Here is a 15738-nt window from a genome sequence, read left to right on the forward strand (position 1 = left end):
ATTTTTAAATACAGAAATAAACTATACTGGTAAGTATAAGAAAAGACTATTACAGATTTTAAGGAGATGGATAAGAGATGGCAGTATTAAACGTGACCGATCAAACATTTACGGAAGAAACTAACAATGGAATAGTGTTAGCTGACTTTTTCGCCACTTGGTGTGGACCTTGTAAAATGATTGCACCCGTTCTTGAAGAGCTTGATCAAGACTTGGGGAACCAAGTTAAGATTATAAAAATTGATGTTGATCAAAACCAGGAAACAGCAAACAAATTTGGTATCATGAGTATTCCGACTCTACTAGTCATGAAAGATGGCAAGGTTGTAGAGACTTTGGTTGGTTTTAAGTCTAAGGAAGCACTTGAGGAATCATTAAATAAGCATATCTAACCCTAAAAAAGCATTGAGAACTAACCATCATTTCGGGGTAGTACCAGAGTTACTGACACCACCATCAAGTGCTGCTGTATAAAAATACATCCCCCATAAATTAATTCAAGACATGAGTTTATTAAACGAGCTCAGGATCTAGGGTTCCCTAGAGCAGGTGATTTATAACTTAAATAAAAAATGCGACAGTAATCGCAGAGGAGGAAACCTTCATGTTCAAGTTATTTGAAGCTTTCGGTCAAAAAATTGAGATCATCGGAACAAAGAGTTTGTTTATTGCACTGGCCATCGTTTATTTTTGGATTGGCGCGATGAAATTCACGGCCTACGAAGCAAATGGGATAGTCCCATTTGTAAGCAACAGCCCAGCACTTGGATGGCTTTACAACTATTTTTCAGTTCGTACGTTTTCTTCTCTATTGGGAATATTAGAATTATTAGTCGGCCTACTCATTCTTAGCCGCTTTGTGTCTGCAAAGCTGTCAGCTGTTGGAGCGTTTCTTTCCTGCATTCTATTTCTGACGACACTGAGTTTCATGCTCTCTACGCCGGGTGTCATTGAGCCAAGCCTCGGTTTCCCCGCCCTTTCTGCGGCCCCAGGTCAATTTCTGTTGAAAGATCTCGTCTTACTGGGCGCCTCTGTGTTTGCCTTGGGCGAGTCACTGAAGGCAACTAGAAGTGGAACGTTTCATGAAAACCTGGAGAAGCGCTATCCGGATGCGGGAAAATAGTCAGGATCAGGTCATTTAATGGTTCCGAATGTATATGATTTGTATCGATTTAATAAAGATCTGCATTTTTTTACTCAATTTAGAAAAAGGAAGAGGGGGCTAGCAAAAGCGAAAGCCTATGGAGTTGAAGCCGTGCCAACAGTTGCAATCAATTGGAAATTAGTGAGCACAAGCGGTATCAATACTGATGTGTTAAAAGCTTCTGGATTATGTCTGTGTTAAAAATGAATTCACAAGGGTGAAGACTTCACAAATAGTAATTTCCTTCTCCTTCGGAAAGGCAATTCCTTTTTATAGAACAAAATTCAGAAGGTCGTAAAGGAATTATGGTTGTGAGTTTCCACCAAATTATGATTGGATAGTACAATAATTTTTCATTTATCCACTTCATGTCCTTGCAGTTACTAGATTTAATTTCTTGATAATAAAAATCAATACTTTGTGAAAAGGCTAATATATCCTTAGAAGGAGGTAAAGTACGATTAGCCTTTTTTCTTATGACTTTTTTCTTTAAATTAAGGAGTGGTTTTATGTAGACTTCTCCGGCTTCAATATCAGCGTAATCTAAGAAATTTAAGATGACATAAATTGTATACTGTTTATCCTTATTTGAAATAGTTTGTGTTGATGTAAACCACAATACAAATTCATCATCTTTCTCTTGGTCAAATCCATCGGTATACTCTAAAAATTTTAGCAATTTTAAATAATATCCGGCAACTGTAGTAATATGGTATTTCGGAATCAAGTCAGCTACCCAGCATTTTACAATTACTTGAAAGTTATTTGGAATGTGATTAACTGATTCATATGCTTTTAGTTCTTTAAATTTCAATTTTCTCTTTAAGCCAGTATTTAAATTGTTTATGTGAAATATCCATTCATCATCATCAAAATCGCCACTATAATGCAAGGGTTCATTTTTTAGTATATTTACTGCCTCATTAATACTCTCAGTGGTTAAAAATGACGTATCAGAAAGTGATTCAATTTCCTCAACTATTGTTGAATGAAGGCTAGTTTGTTCTATATTCATCCGTCTATACCTCACTTTTATTCATGTTATATGTCTTGTATTTATTTAATTCTGCAACGGAAATTTGCTTCATTTTTTCCTTGAGAGCTTGACTCCCACCTTCTACAAATTGATAAATGACCTCTTTACCGAATTTTTCAGTAGCTCTTATCCACTGATCCATTTCGATGGAAAAGATATTAGCTATTTTTGTCTTTTCGGTTTTGCATTCTTCTTTTTCTAGACTTGTAAGTTGTTGGACCCTATTAGTCAAACTTTCAGCAAGGGAAGAAAGAGAGTAAAAGTTAGAGACCGACATTGGGCAATTTCTGCATGCAATATTATGTTTAATGCAATTTTCTATACCTATAAGGCACTGCACATGGTCTTCTTTACTAGGTAACAATTGTGCATCCAGCTTAAACATATAATCAGTTGCTTCCTCAAATCCCATACTTAAAATCATATTTGAAACCTTGTTCTTTTCAGCCTGTAAAGTATTTAAAAAGCCAGCAGTGCTTTCAATATTGTAGATATCCCCAAACATTTGTTTAACCGTTACGATCTCTTCGGTTCTTTTTTCACGATCATCTTTATTTCCAAATAGTATCTCAGCAAACAGATCAGGGATGTATCCGAAGTGTTCTCTGATAAACAATTGGTGTGTTAAATTATTTAACTCTTCTTCAGGGATAAAAATATAAATATTAGTAGTTTCAAAGTCAAAGTGTGCACGTAGACGCTGGGCTACTTCTAATGCAGCCTGTGAATGTCCCTTTTTTACAAGCAAGTAATATGTAAAGGATAATAAAGAACGATTCATTTTCCTGTTTTCAAATACGATTTCGGCATTAAAGCCTTTGAAAAAAGTAGACTTACACCTTGATGTAAACTCGTTTCTTATTGTATAAAAATTTATCAGGTACTCATAATTCGGTGTAGTGGCAGCCCTGCGTAATTCACAAATAACTGCTGCAGTTGCTAAAGATAGGGTTACATCTTTTGAACAAAAAAAATGGTTAGTAGCATTCGTTTTAGTTGTTCTTAAATCTTTTCGCATTACTTGATGAATGATACGGCGGGCATCTTCGTAGCTTAAATCGTTTTGTTCTAACCAATCCAAATTAATATTTGAAACAGAAAGATCGTTTAGGTCAATTTTGGGAAACCTTATAACATCCTTATGTCGCCAAGCGTTGTTAAGATGTATAAGCACATAGAGCCAAGAAGAGTCATAGTTGAAAGTCCTTTGTCTTTTTATTTTGCCAGAACCATTTTTAGTAAGAACTGTTTGGTTCATTTGTTTTTTAACATCTTCAATAGCCTTCCTTTTGTGTAAAGGTAAATTAGTGGCAAAACTAAATAATGATTTATAATCTTCGTAATCATAAATGGATTTATCTTTGGGGATAACTTCCTTTTCATACGGATTTATGATACGTTCCAATTTAAACAGTTTCTTTTTATTTTTTTCAATAAGTTTGTTATAAATTGAATTAATGAAACTATAAAATATTTTCTGATACAAAAACGGAATATTTTCATTAAACAATGTAAGATTTATATGATTTGAGGTCATTTCGTATATCTCTTTTTCCGCAAGAAAGTCAATTATTATTCCTGTACACTTGGCATATCTAAATATTGTGTAATGTTTAGTCTCGATGCTTTCACTATTATTTCGTAAAACACGATGTACAAATTTCTTCCATTCTAAACAGGTAAATAAATCACTATTATGAAAATTAATCTCCAAACTTCTAAGCACGTATTCGTACGCATCTATATTGTCTGATATTGTTGTGACAGCTTCTTTGAGTTCATTTTCTTGAACAATTTCATTAACAATTGATTTTGGGTAGATGTATTCTATTCTTTTTTGTGGATAAATACCTCGAAAAACAGTCGGAACCTTCTTCCTAGCATCGATTATTTTTGAATGTGAACTATGATATTGAAGTCCCAATAGTTCTTGTACCTCATCTGAAATATAGTATTCAGCTTTAAGTTTCTGCTGCTGAGCCCTTAACTGATCTATGGGTTCTTTTAGGCAATGACGAATACCTCCTAAAATAGTGTCGGTTATGTTTTCTTCCTTTCTTAGAATATTCCACTGTCCTTTAGTTAAATTCAAAAGTTTCCTTGCTTCACCACATGAATAATATCGTTCAGTGTTGTAAACTTTTCCTCTAATGAGTGTTCCTGTATCCATGGTACTATCAGGCAAAACGTTTAGATTATATTCTTCAATCAAAGATTCTACTATTTGTCTTGGGTGGAAAATATGATGTTGAGATATGTAAATGTTTTTTACATTGTTGTTTTTAAGTATTTTCCAAAGAACCACATTTCCGGAATTTAGCTTTTCAAGTGCTTCTTCACGACTAATATAATCTATCAGGAATTGATTAACCGACTCTTTTGTGATGTATGATTCATTTGCAAATGTTATGGATTTTAAAATCCCAAGATTCATTAAGTTAAATATATTATTTTTATACGTTTCCAATTTAAATTCACCTTTGAATCGATATTTATGACTGATTAGTTTTCGGGCTGCTTGTCCAATGGTGAAACTTTGCTCAAAGACCCTTTTTTCTTCTTGTACATATTTTTCAAGTGAGCTCAAAACAACTTTGTCCTTTCCGTCTGAATCGGTAATGACTTCTATAAGACCTTCTCTTTTTAACCTCTTCAACTTATTAGGTGAGGTTTTGACGTGTGCATACGTAGGGTTATTATATATTCGAGTAAAACTAACGAGTTTTTCGGACACCTGTAGCCACCCCATTTAACCATTTATTTTTGTAGATCGTTTGATCGATGGATCCAAAATCCTCTATTGGAGCATTATGCAATTCATTTTGAAGCCCATCGATATAATGTATTGTTGTTTTTCCATCAACGTAATCTAAAGCAGATTCAATGTTAGTATCACCTCTTGCAATAGCAATCTGTAAAATGCTTAAATCCATATCCAATAGGAAACTCGTAAAAATACCTCTACCAATATGCGTGGACCAGTAAGAATCTTTTAAAAACATATAGTCATCCTCTCTGCCGGCAGATTTAGCTAATTTGGATAAAAAGGACCTTTTTACTTTCTTAAATCTTTTTTCATAGACCCTTCCAGACATAGCCATACCATTTTTGTCGTAAAATACGACCATTGGATTCTTTAAAAAGCCAGTTTTTAATTTTATATCTAAATCTTTCATGTGGGCTTCATAGTAATCCCATAGTAAATCGCTATCTAATATCATTTGTTTAGCTAAATGTGTTTCTAAGTAATTCAACCGTTTAGGGTTCTCAGCGCTGGTATCTTTTAGATGAGAAAAGAGAATGGAACGATTATCTCTAATTTGTACTGAAAGTGATTTTCTGAATTTAACATCTAAGTCAGCACGTGTGATATTTACCACTTCTCCACGTCTAAGTCCTCCAAAGAATTGTAAGCACAGCGCAAAAGCTATTTCCGGAGCCACATCTTTGGCTTCTTCTAAAAATTCGATAACCAGTTTATTTCTATTAGGCCCGAAGTCTTTGAGTTTCATAAATTTATTGTTATTATGAGTTCTAGATGGATATTTTGTCCCTAAAGATGATGATTGAAAGGGGGAGTATTTCAGCCAATTTCCTTTCTGGTCTTGATAATAGTTAAAATCAATATCTTCGTTTAACAATGATTGTTCTTTTAAAAATAAATAAAATTCCTTTATGTAGTTTTCATAATAAAAAACGGTACTTCTCTTTAAGCCTGTATTAGTTAAATAGGTTATATATCGGCTACCATGTATTAATTTTAATCCACCTATTCCTTCGTGAACTAACTGAATAAAGTCTTCATCCTCTGCACTAATGCGGTCTATTATATAATTTAAGAAACGGCATAAAACATGAGCAGGAGCTTTTACTGTGTTTATACTTACGCCTTGATACTCATATCTACTACGAATAAAGTCTGTAATGGGGTGAGGAATAGTTACGTTGTTAATCTTGTTATATAACCCAATATTAACAACCCTTTTTTTCACAACTTTATTATCGATAAATTCTTCTATCTCATTTTCTTTGACGACAAATTTAAATTTAATCAGATTTTCCATGTAATATACATCCTTTTTGATTTGGTATTATATATAAGATGTTCTTTTCTGGTTTTAAAAGCATAACCCAAAGGGAGACTAGTCGGGCGCAGGGTGTTTGTGTGTCTTGCCCCTCCCCGGGGCAAGACACACAAACACCCAAAATCCCTACATCTGATTGTCTATCTATATTAAGCCATAATTATTTTAAATGGGCAAAATTAAGTGTGAACCCCCTTTATTTTACTGTATTCTTATCATATAAATGGATAATAACCCAAAATCGTACCTATAATGCAGCTAAGTTTCTTAATGAAGCAGCAGACAAAAAGATGATGAAATCTGTAGAGGGAATTGGAACTGTAGCCACAAGGGCAGCTATTATTGAAAAATTAGTTGAACGTGGTTTCATTGAAAAGAAGAAAAATCAAATTATCTCAACCCCCCTTGGCCGAGAATTAATTGAAATGATGCCTGAAGACTTTTCCTTATATAGTGTTAAATTGACGGCCTTTTTTGAAACGATGTTGTCCCAAGTTGAACATGGAGAATTAAAGGAAAAAACCTTTTATGAAGAGCTTGAAGGCTTAGTGAAGCGAACAGCTGAAGAAATTAGAGGGAATGTTAAAACCCTTTCTGTAGCAGCTAACCCGGGAAAAGAAACTATTGCGCTTTGTCCAAAATGTAAAAAAGAAATCCATGAAAATAGCAAAGCATATTCTTGTTCCGGATTTAAAGACGGTTGTAAAACAACTATTTGGAAAAATGCCTTAGAAAAACTAGGCAAAAAAAATGTAACAAAAACTGAAGCTAGCAAACTATTAGCTGGTAAAACAATCAAGGTTAATCTGAAATCGAAGCAAGGGAAGGCCTATAAAGCAGATGTAGTATTTAATTTAGAGAAAAATTGGATCGAATTTGCTAATAAATAAAGAGGAAGGAGTTAGTTATGAAAAAATCATTGAAGGAAATATTGGACGAGATTCAAATAGTAGAGCACAAAAATGAAGATGGAAATACCGTTGAATTTAGGGATGATGGAATAAGTAAAGTGATGTGGGCCATAGAAGATATTTTTGTTGCAATTAGAGATAATACTTTTGGCCAATTTGGGATCGGAAGTAATGGGGATTGTTGTACAAAAAGGGATTATGATAATAAAATTTCACCTATTATAAATTATTTAAAAAAGATCGAGAAGATAACAAGTGAAAATTAAGCCTTAATTCAATTTGCAAATAAGGAAGCCACATGATATTAGGTAGTGGCTTCCTTAGAAATACAAAAATATTATAAAAAGTATTGTTAAATGCACTGGATAAAACCAATAAAAGAAAAATTTATTTAAGTAAATCTTGAATTTGTTTGTCGGGAAGTATAAGCATAACAAAACTCCAAAAATAGCAAAGAATTGTATAATTTTTTCAGATTCCAAAATTATAAATAAAATAGTTAAAATTGATTGATAGATAACTAGTTTATTTTTTGAATCTGCATACAAATAAAAGATTACAGGCATAATCAGTCCATACCATGTGTATTCAAAGCTAAGTAGTTGCAGATATTTAGGTATTATAACGATGAATCCGATCAAAATTATCCAGTACCATTTTTTGTACTGAATACAACTGATTAATATTACTGATAAAGTTAACGTGAATAGAATATTTAAATTATATGTCTTTAAAAGAAACATATACGGTATTTGAGATATTGCAGCGAATATTAATAAGCGAGATATGTAATTCATTTTACTAGAGGTATGCACATATCCTTTGGCTATATGAAAAGCAAAAATAGGGAAGGCTATACGGCCCAATATTCTCATGAAAGTTGATTCCGGAAAAAATATAAGTCCTATATGATCGATGAGCATTGAGATTATCGCGATTAATTTTAGAATTTCATTATGTTGTTTCCCTGGGATTTTTTGTGGAGAAAACAAGCAAAATACCCCTCCTAATGGTCTGTAGTATAATATTAGATAGAAAGGATGAATAAAATTATGAAACGATTTGTTAAAAAAACAATTTTAGCAATGTTTGCGACTGTTTTCTTTTTGTTTGCCTATAATCATGTTAATACCGAAATGGCGAAAGACAATTTTATGCCGATGTTTTGGCTTTTTGTAGTATTGATTGTATTGATTATCTATAGATTCATACGAAGGATTTTCAGAACAAGCAAACGTTAATATGCCTCCTTATCAAAGTTCTAATGAGTTTTCGATTTTATATTCTCTTTGACGGACTTTAACAAGTTTTTCAAGGAAACTATCAATATCACGTTCGGATAATTTACCTATTGGACCCTTTAAGTCTTCAGGGTTTTCAATGTTATAACGACTGTGATATTCAAGACGTATAATAGTCTCTTTATTCATCCCAGCTTCCTGAATATCTTGTATGAGTACACCATTTCTTCTATAGCGTGGTTTATCTATTTTGGTAGTAGTTTGGCAAGCGAAAATAGTATCATCTGACGGATCTTTAAATATCACTACCGGGCGAAGCTTTCCTTTTCGTGGTTCAATGAACTCACCGTTGTTATCCCTAAATTCCACATGCATTATGTAACATTGGCCAGTTTCAAATTGAGATTTCTCACTCATCTTTGCCTCCGAAACCACCAAAATCCTCATCATTCTCAAACCATTCTTTTTGATGCTTATCCTTTGGATCAAGAATGAAAGTTCCGTTTTCTGATTTTAAAGTTTTAGGTTGAGCTTTCACCTTTTTATCCAATTTACGCAGCTTCTCATACATTTTTTCTCTATCCACTTTATTCCCCATTCGAAGACAACCCCTTTAAATTATTTATATAAAAATTATATAAAATGTTCAGTTTTTCATATTATTTCCCTTTTATTATTTTGAATCCTCCTGGGCTCAGGGATTAATCTTCATACCTAAAATTGTTAATTAGGTATCGAATAACATCAGCATCGGTGACTTTATCTTCTTTAGCAAAAGCATGATATGGTGTTAGACGGTTCCCTGTTTGACTTTCGAACACTATAATTTGCCGAATTTCTTCAAATCTTGCTTTTTCTGTAGTGTTCAATCTGCATTGCACCTTGGACGATCTATTTCTTTCACTCATAATACCCCACCCATTCAGGAAAATTTGTAGTACAAATTTTCAAGAAAAATGTATTACAAATTTATTCTTTTAAGTACTTGCGAATTTCTTCTTGAATAACCGGCACATCTTCTACATTTTTATATTCATCAAGGATATATTTAAGTTCCTGTTTTAACGCTGCTTTTTTAGGTGGATTCGATTGCAGCAAAGCTTCAAACTGGACCAAAGCGTCTCTGAAAATTTTAGCTCTTCCGCCTTTTTTAAACCCATATTCAGAAGAAATTTCATCTAACTTTTCAAATACCTCAATATCTGATTTAAAATTTATATCTTCTTGTTCTTGATTTCGCATCGATGTGAAATCATTGGAAGGAACATAGCCATCCATAATAAATGAGGAAAGCTCATATGTTAATTCTCCTTCTTTAATTAGCTGCGATAATCGATTTTTCGACCCGGCAGGAACTTTAAATCTCTGTCTGTATTGCTCGCTTTTTTGCATAGGTGTATCTCGATACTTTATAAGAAGTTTCTTCATTACGTCACGCATTATAGAAGATCGATTAAGGGTATAACCTTTTATTTGCGCTTGTTTAATTAAACGATCAATCTTATTTATTTCTTCTTCTGTCATCCAGTAAGGTTGAATAGCAGGATTGCTTACTACTTTTAGCAGCTCATCTAATGATTCCGGTAATTCATACTCTTTGAGTAAGTAGTTTTTAAGCATTTTTTTGCTCTTATTAACCGGAAGAGTTTTTTTAAAGTCTTCCAATACATCAGGATTAAAACTAAAGGAATATTGTTTCATCAAAAACACCTTTTCTTAGTTAATATAGAAATTTCCATCGGCAGGATCATAAATATTCTTTTTATCATGTCTATAATTTGCAACATTTAAGGCTACTTCCATTTGCTCTTGATTTAATTCAGTGAAGACTTCGTTAAACTGAAGATCAACCCCGTTATCATAAAGAGCAACGGCAACTTTCGCTAAAACCTTTTCGGCTGTCGTAAAGGTTTCATTCGCAAACATTTTTTCATAATCAAAACCATCAATCCAGTTGATATAAGGGGTCATTTTCTTTTTAAGTTCATCGTTACTGGCCATAATATAAGCAACCGAAAGTAACTCTCTGTCCCCTTTAAGATTCTCAGGAATTTGTTCTTTTATTTTCCAAAAACTTTTGTGTTGTTCCATATCTAAAAATTTCATCATCCTACCTCCATTAATGTATTTATTAATCTAATTATAACATTGATACATCATATAGACAAGTGGAAACATAAAAAAAGCTCCCGGGATTCCCAGGAGTTACAGTTAAACAATCAATCAAAAGAAAAATCTTTTCAGTTATAATTATTATAACATAAAATCCTATATATTAACCATGAACTACTCCTTCAGATTAAATTAAATAACATCCGCACCCACCCGAAGAAAGAAATCCACACGAAAACACTTATTAAAAATCCGTTCATCAGTCCTCTAAAAAAAATACTTCATCAGAATCAATTAAATCTGTTAGCTTTAATTTTCTTATGCTTTTTAACTTTTCATTGGAGTGATTTTCAAGAATATACTTTGCTGCTTCATCCGACTTGGCACGAACCACAACCCTTCTATTATTTTTTGTTACCAATAAAAAATTCTTCAACAATTCCAATATGCTCCTTTATCAAAAGATTTAAGACAAGATCCTCGAAAGAGGATCTCATCTAACAAAAACTATTAAAGGAAAATTTCTGAGCTTATTTGTTCACTTTATATTCTTCCTCACGTTCATAACCAACTAATATTAAATCTTCATTGTTAACTTCATACATGTTTAGCACCCCCTTATAAAGCTTCTTGCATTTTATCTAAAAGGCCCTTCACAGCCCTTTTTAGCTTGTCAGAAGATTCTTGGTCTTTTATATCACTTAAAGTAGCTAGGATCTCATCAAACCCCTTTACCAAGGAATCAAAGCAATACTTAAATTTAGCAACATTTTCTTCATTCATTTTTGTTGATGCTTGCTTACGTAAAGTCTCCAACTCTTTCTGAACTTCTTCAGGTATTTTTTCTACTACGGCCGGAACTTCAATTGGTTTTTCCTTCAGCTGACGTTCTAACTTATCAATCTTCATTTTGGACTCTTTCAAGGATGTTTCTGCGGATTGGAGGGAAGAAGTAAGTCGCTCTATTTCTTCCTCGTCTCCTGCATTTTCAGCAGCACTAAGCTGTTCCTTCAATTCGTTAATTTCATCCTCATGTTTGCCTGATTGTTCTTCTAATTCTTCAAACTTCTTTTGAAATCTTTCCTTTTCTTCTTTTTCACGTTTTGCATTTTCTTCACTAATTTTCAGCTGTTTTTCTAGCTCTTTCTTTTCCTTAATAGCTTGCTGTAATTCTCTAGTAGACATACTTTCAAGGTCATGTTGATTTATAAACTCTTCCCTTTCATCTGAAGGTATACTAAGAAGTGCAACAGCTTGCGTGTAATTTAATTTCGCAATCGCTTGCGATTCGTCGAACCCTCCTTTTAAAGCTAGTGTATCTTGTCCGTATTCCTCATATATTTTCATCAAATTATTAGCTGTTCGTTGGGAGTAATCAACTGAATCCTCTAACCAGTTTCCCCATTCACCATGGGGAACCAGTTGCTTAGCTTCAACAAGCCTTTTTCCTATTTCAATTGAACTCAACAAGAATATCTTTTGTGTTTGCTCTTTGATATTATTAATTTCTAAAGCTATCAGATTAGTATCTCTCGTGCTTAACTCATTCATATAGCCATTTTCCTTTCTCTTTGTTTCTTCGCTAATTTAGCCAGCTTGAACGCCTCAACAAACGCTCCTATTTCTTTAGTAGCAGCCTTATTGTCGTATCCTCTGCATTGAGTGATTCTATTTGTTTGTAAGTCGATCTCAACAGTATAAAAGGGTGTATCAGGCTCTTTTTTCTTACGAATGAACAAGATAGCAATTTGTCCTTCAGCATACCTATTAGCATATCCACCTACACAATGAGCTAATTTTTTCCCTTCCTCAAATAGCTCTTCAGTAGAAACAGCCGGGCTAATGAAAAGGTCTTTATTTTCAAAATGATACTGTTTCAATCTCGGTTGAAGCTTTTCAATTTTTTGATTAACAATTTCATCTTTTTTTAATTTAATTGAACGTGAAGTTTTCCGGTGCGCTTTATATAGACTATTTGGAAGCAATGCTTTTTCTTGGGTTATATCAATCCCTAACTCTTCACATTCATTTAAATAATCTGTCCATGATGTAATGACATTTAGAATAGATCGATTTCGCTTAGGTTCTTTCTTCATCTGATTTTCCGCATATCGTATAATACGCTCATTCGATAAATGCTTTTGTAAACGTGCGAAGCGATCCATGTAATAGCTTCCTGTAACTAAAGAATCGCAAGATTCAGCTGTTTGCCATGAAATTTTCACGTTCCTTCTTTTGAACCATTTGTAGGTGCTTAGAAGAGCTGGGGTCATTTCAATTTGAGAAGCTTTCCAGTCCTTAATTTCTTTCTTGGTTAAACCAAGAATCTTTTCCATTGTTTTTCCTCGGAAGTTAATGCATCTATATAAATTCCAATTATCCACCATAGAAGTGACAATTCTCGTCATTCCCATTTTCAGTAGATACTCAACAAATGGATATTTAGAGAAAACAGCAAAGAATTTAACAAGGTCTATATTTTGTCTGTAATAGTATTCCCATTGGCTATAGGTGAAAATTGTTCCCTCAATAGCTTTTTTTAAGCTTTCAACTGATTGTTCAGAATTGAGGGTAAAGGAATTTTTACCTAGCATGGAGAATGGTTTGCTTGCCAAATTCCATCCGTTTTCGTAATTTATAACTCCATCTATGATGGTTCCGGAAATATAATGGCTTCTATGCTTCATTGTGGCTTTGCCATTTTCAAATAGATACCGAGCCACTGGAATAATAGAAGTTTCCCCCATCATATTTTCTCTGTAATCCATCGAAACATAGTATCCGGTTGCTGTAATTACTTGGGAATCAACAATTGATTTTTCGTACCAAACAACATATACTTTATCAATCATTTTCCCTCTTCCTCGGCCAATCGATTTTACTAAAACATGAGATTGGCATTTTTCACATTTCCAAACCTCATTATGCTTCAAAAGTGTATTTGAACTTACAACATGATTAGATTTACAATGGGTGCAACAACCTCTCTGCAAGCTTGATGTCATTCTTTTAACGTAGAAATATCTACTATGAAGTAACGCTTCATCAATGATATAAGCCTTTAAATCTTCGCTGACTTCTGAAGAAAAATGAGCTTCAAACTCTAATTCAGTATTCATTCATTAAGCACTCCTTTACAAGAAATCATCTAATTTAACATCAAAACGAGAAGCTTTTTTTACTGACAAATTCACTTCAGGAACTTCAATTTTTTCTGATTTAATATCAAAGTATTTTAATACCAGGGCAAAACCTTCATCCGGTGTGAACATAGCGAATCCGTTTACGGCTTTTTTTTTCGCTTCATTTTTCATTACTTCCAAACTTTTTTTTACCGTTTTATCAGTAGTGAGAATAGCTTCAGCTGCACTTTCGATTTTTTCAATTTGTTGAATCAAAAACTGGCCGATCGCTTGGATATAGGCATCATCCTTATGTTCATTCATTTCATTTTGTAGTTTTTCAATCGCTGCTTTTTGTTTCGGGTTTTGTTCCATTTTCAAACCACCTTTTAATACCGATTAATTTAATAGAAGATTTTGTTTTGAATGGTCGGCGAATATTAAAGGCAGGAGGGAGGAAGAAGGGTTTTCCTTCCTCCTGCAAGCTAGTTTTTAAAGATAACCTTTCTCTTTCAAAGAGATATATTTTTTAGGGTTATCTGTGACGATTAGACTATCGAGAAGTTCAACCCCTAGCAAGGAACCCACTTCTTTGAGTCTTTCTGTTACCGCAATATCCTCTCTCGAAGGCTCCGGATTGTAAGATGGGTGATTGTGCGCCACGATAATTGAAGCACCATTATTCAATATTGCGGCTTTCATGACCTCCCTCGGATGAACTATCGAAGAGTTAATGCTTCCTACATGGCATCTGTGAACAGCGTTCACTTGATTTTTTGTGTTCAGCACCATCACAAGAAAAACTTCTCTATCCTCGTCTCCGATATATTTTGTAGCGATTTCCACCGCATCTTGTGGAGAAGTGATTTTTTCTCTTGCAATTTCACCCTTCATTACCACTTGCTTAATTCTCACGATTTCTTTCACCATTTCTAAATTTTCTTTTTTCGCCATTCAAAACTCTCCTTTTTCTTTTGAGTGATTGTTTAATGTAAGCATTTGAGATTTGCTTTTTTCTATTTTTTTAACCTCTCTCCCTCACCTCCTTATGATACTATTATAACATCTATACATCATAAAAACAACTATTAAATAAGGAAAATACGAATAAAATTACATTTTTTTTTAGTAGATTCATTTCGGAACCACTTCCGAAACTCATGCGAACCATTCATAATGAGCGTAGATCGATTCAAGATATAAAACCCAAAACCTAATTTTCCTTTAATATGTTTTAATAATTATTTGATATGTAAGCCTCAGCTAAAAACTTTAAATAGTGCATCAGATTCCCGTTCTTGAAATCTATTATGCTAAAAGTATTTTTAATTTGCTCCTTTTCTTTTTCACTAGCATTTTCAATTACTTCAAGCAAAATAGAAACCTCAACAAAATGCTGAATCCCATCATGTTCAACGGAAATAACTTCATTTAATAATTCCTTTTCTTCTATCATCTTTCTAAAAAAAGTAGCCAATATCAATTCCTCCCTCATTTTTTAAAGGATAGAGCATGAAGCTCTACCCTAACTCACCATACAATATGGCTCAATATCTAACGTCAACCCTATATCATAATAGGCATTGAAAGAATTAATCATATTCTCGATGAATTTTATACTCGAATCACCTTCAATTACATGTACAATGTCACCATCTAATTCTATCCGTTTAAACACCTTATCTAGCAAAGGGATTACCATATCATGTTTAATATCTAACGCTAAAGGTATGTCATATCCAACGAATACAGTATGCTTCATTTTCAAACCCCACTTTTTTTATTTTTGATTATGCTATTTTATATCCACTAGTTCGGAAGCAATCCTCACATAACACCAGTTTTAATTTTTCTATGTAAATATCCTCTCCTTTCATTTGATTAAGTTCCTGCTGGCAATGGTCGCAACTTGTGATGAACTCTTTTAGAATCTCTTCAGAGCATTCCTCGCACGTTTCTAATATTTGATAACCACCAACCTTTCTTGTATTTACATTTTCTTTAGAGTCTCCGCAAAAAGTACACTTAGCCATTATTACCAACCTCCGTTTCTATTTATGATATAATTATAACATTTATACATCATA

General features: G+C 33.3%; 23 protein-coding genes. 6 read left to right on the forward strand and 17 right to left on the reverse strand.

Going from position 1 to position 15738, the window contains the following annotated elements; translation table 11 throughout:
- Window positions 1-77: 77 nt before the first annotated feature.
- The 3 genes from trxA (at window position 78) to M3600_RS18960 (ending at window position 1345) form a co-directional block, all read left to right on the forward strand.
- Window positions 78-392, forward strand: a complete 315-nt coding sequence (trxA, locus tag M3600_RS18950; RefSeq protein WP_098797285.1) for a thioredoxin — start codon at window positions 78-80, stop codon at window positions 390-392.
- A 212-nt stretch (window positions 393-604) separates the two neighbouring features.
- Entirely contained in the window at window positions 605-1123 is a 519-nt protein-coding gene (locus M3600_RS18955) for a YkgB family protein (RefSeq protein ID WP_098797284.1), read from the forward strand.
- A gap of 18 nt (window positions 1124-1141) precedes the next feature.
- Window positions 1142-1345 (forward strand): thioredoxin domain-containing protein, encoded by a 204-nt coding sequence (locus M3600_RS18960; RefSeq protein WP_098797283.1) that lies wholly within the window; start codon window positions 1142-1144, stop codon window positions 1343-1345.
- 25 nt (window positions 1346-1370) lie between these two features.
- Here the strand turns inward: M3600_RS18960 and M3600_RS18965 are convergent, their stop codons facing one another.
- The 3 genes from M3600_RS18965 to M3600_RS18975 are packed head-to-tail and all read right to left on the reverse strand — an operon-like array spanning window position 1371 to window position 6244.
- Complete coding sequence (locus tag M3600_RS18965; RefSeq protein WP_251647060.1) at window positions 1371-2159, reverse strand: hypothetical protein; 789 nt, start codon at window positions 2157-2159, stop codon at window positions 1371-1373.
- A 4-nt stretch (window positions 2160-2163) separates the two neighbouring features.
- Entirely contained in the window at window positions 2164-4914 is a 2751-nt protein-coding gene (locus M3600_RS18970) for a hypothetical protein (protein ID WP_191777322.1), read from the reverse strand.
- Window positions 4895-6244 (reverse strand): site-specific integrase, encoded by a 1350-nt coding sequence (locus M3600_RS18975; RefSeq protein WP_191777320.1) that lies wholly within the window; start codon window positions 6242-6244, stop codon window positions 4895-4897. Before M3600_RS18975 ends, M3600_RS18970 begins: the two co-directional genes overlap by 20 nt.
- Before the next feature lie 311 nt (window positions 6245-6555).
- Here M3600_RS18975 and M3600_RS18980 point away from each other — a divergent pair, with 311 nt between their 5' ends.
- Both M3600_RS18980 and M3600_RS18985 read left to right on the forward strand, forming a co-directional pair.
- Window positions 6556-7155: a DNA topoisomerase gene (locus M3600_RS18980; protein WP_251647061.1), complete on the forward strand. Its 600-nt coding sequence runs from the start codon at window positions 6556-6558 to the stop codon at window positions 7153-7155.
- A gap of 17 nt (window positions 7156-7172) precedes the next feature.
- Window positions 7173-7442, forward strand: coding sequence for a hypothetical protein (locus M3600_RS18985; protein ID WP_251647062.1), 270 nt, complete (start codon window positions 7173-7175; stop codon window positions 7440-7442).
- 54 nt (window positions 7443-7496) lie between these two features.
- Here the strand turns inward: M3600_RS18985 and M3600_RS29390 are convergent, their stop codons facing one another.
- A complete protein-coding gene (locus M3600_RS29390) occupies window positions 7497-8168 on the reverse strand; it encodes a TraX family protein (protein ID WP_367275868.1) in 672 nt (223 codons plus the stop codon).
- Between the two features lie 60 nt (window positions 8169-8228).
- Here M3600_RS29390 and M3600_RS18990 point away from each other — a divergent pair, with 60 nt between their 5' ends.
- Window positions 8229-8417 carry a hypothetical protein gene (locus tag M3600_RS18990; RefSeq protein WP_251647063.1) on the forward strand — a complete coding sequence of 63 codons (189 nt, stop codon included), beginning with the start codon at window positions 8229-8231 and terminating at the stop codon, window positions 8415-8417.
- A 12-nt stretch (window positions 8418-8429) separates the two neighbouring features.
- Here M3600_RS18990 and M3600_RS18995 read toward each other — a convergent pair whose 3' ends face one another.
- The 13 genes from M3600_RS18995 to M3600_RS19055 all read right to left on the reverse strand — a co-directional run bounded on the left by M3600_RS18995 (window position 8430) and on the right by M3600_RS19055 (window position 15684).
- Window positions 8430-8834, reverse strand: coding sequence for a hypothetical protein (locus M3600_RS18995; RefSeq protein ID WP_251647064.1), 405 nt, complete (start codon window positions 8832-8834; stop codon window positions 8430-8432).
- Window positions 8827-9015, reverse strand: a complete 189-nt coding sequence (locus tag M3600_RS19000; protein WP_251647065.1) for a hypothetical protein — start codon at window positions 9013-9015, stop codon at window positions 8827-8829. Before M3600_RS19000 ends, M3600_RS18995 begins: the two co-directional genes overlap by 8 nt.
- Before the next feature lie 103 nt (window positions 9016-9118).
- The gene (locus M3600_RS19005) at window positions 9119-9325 is read right to left on the reverse strand and encodes a hypothetical protein (protein ID WP_251647067.1); all 207 of its coding nucleotides are present in this window, start codon (window positions 9323-9325) and stop codon (window positions 9119-9121) included.
- 61 nt (window positions 9326-9386) lie between these two features.
- A complete protein-coding gene (locus M3600_RS19010; protein ID WP_251647069.1) occupies window positions 9387-10118 on the reverse strand; it encodes a hypothetical protein in 732 nt (243 codons plus the stop codon).
- Window positions 10119-10133: 15 nt separating this feature from the next.
- Window positions 10134-10526: a hypothetical protein gene (locus M3600_RS19015; RefSeq protein WP_251647071.1), complete on the reverse strand. Its 393-nt coding sequence runs from the start codon at window positions 10524-10526 to the stop codon at window positions 10134-10136.
- A 262-nt stretch (window positions 10527-10788) separates the two neighbouring features.
- The gene (locus M3600_RS19020) at window positions 10789-10968 is read right to left on the reverse strand and encodes a hypothetical protein (RefSeq protein ID WP_251647073.1); all 180 of its coding nucleotides are present in this window, start codon (window positions 10966-10968) and stop codon (window positions 10789-10791) included.
- A gap of 179 nt (window positions 10969-11147) precedes the next feature.
- A complete protein-coding gene (locus M3600_RS19025; RefSeq protein WP_251647075.1) occupies window positions 11148-12080 on the reverse strand; it encodes a DUF3102 domain-containing protein in 933 nt (310 codons plus the stop codon).
- Window positions 12077-13648, reverse strand: coding sequence for a PcfJ domain-containing protein (locus tag M3600_RS19030; protein WP_251647077.1), 1572 nt, complete (start codon window positions 13646-13648; stop codon window positions 12077-12079). Before M3600_RS19030 ends, M3600_RS19025 begins: the two co-directional genes overlap by 4 nt.
- Window positions 13649-13663: 15 nt before the next feature.
- The gene (locus tag M3600_RS19035) at window positions 13664-14026 is read right to left on the reverse strand and encodes a Cas9 inhibitor AcrIIA9 family protein (protein WP_251647079.1); all 363 of its coding nucleotides are present in this window, start codon (window positions 14024-14026) and stop codon (window positions 13664-13666) included.
- Between the two features lie 117 nt (window positions 14027-14143).
- Window positions 14144-14605, reverse strand: coding sequence for a JAB domain-containing protein (locus M3600_RS19040; RefSeq protein ID WP_251647080.1), 462 nt, complete (start codon window positions 14603-14605; stop codon window positions 14144-14146).
- 280 nt (window positions 14606-14885) lie between these two features.
- Window positions 14886-15128 carry a hypothetical protein gene (locus M3600_RS19045; protein ID WP_251647081.1) on the reverse strand — a complete coding sequence of 81 codons (243 nt, stop codon included), beginning with the start codon at window positions 15126-15128 and terminating at the stop codon, window positions 14886-14888.
- A gap of 48 nt (window positions 15129-15176) precedes the next feature.
- The gene (locus tag M3600_RS19050) at window positions 15177-15413 is read right to left on the reverse strand and encodes a hypothetical protein (RefSeq protein ID WP_251647082.1); all 237 of its coding nucleotides are present in this window, start codon (window positions 15411-15413) and stop codon (window positions 15177-15179) included.
- Window positions 15414-15441: 28 nt separating this feature from the next.
- Window positions 15442-15684, reverse strand: coding sequence for a hypothetical protein (locus M3600_RS19055; RefSeq protein ID WP_251647083.1), 243 nt, complete (start codon window positions 15682-15684; stop codon window positions 15442-15444).
- Window positions 15685-15738 lie beyond the last annotated feature (54 nt).

This window comes from Niallia sp. MER 6 (assembly GCF_023714395.1).
Classification (GTDB): Bacteria; Bacillota; Bacilli; order Bacillales; family Cytobacillaceae; genus Niallia.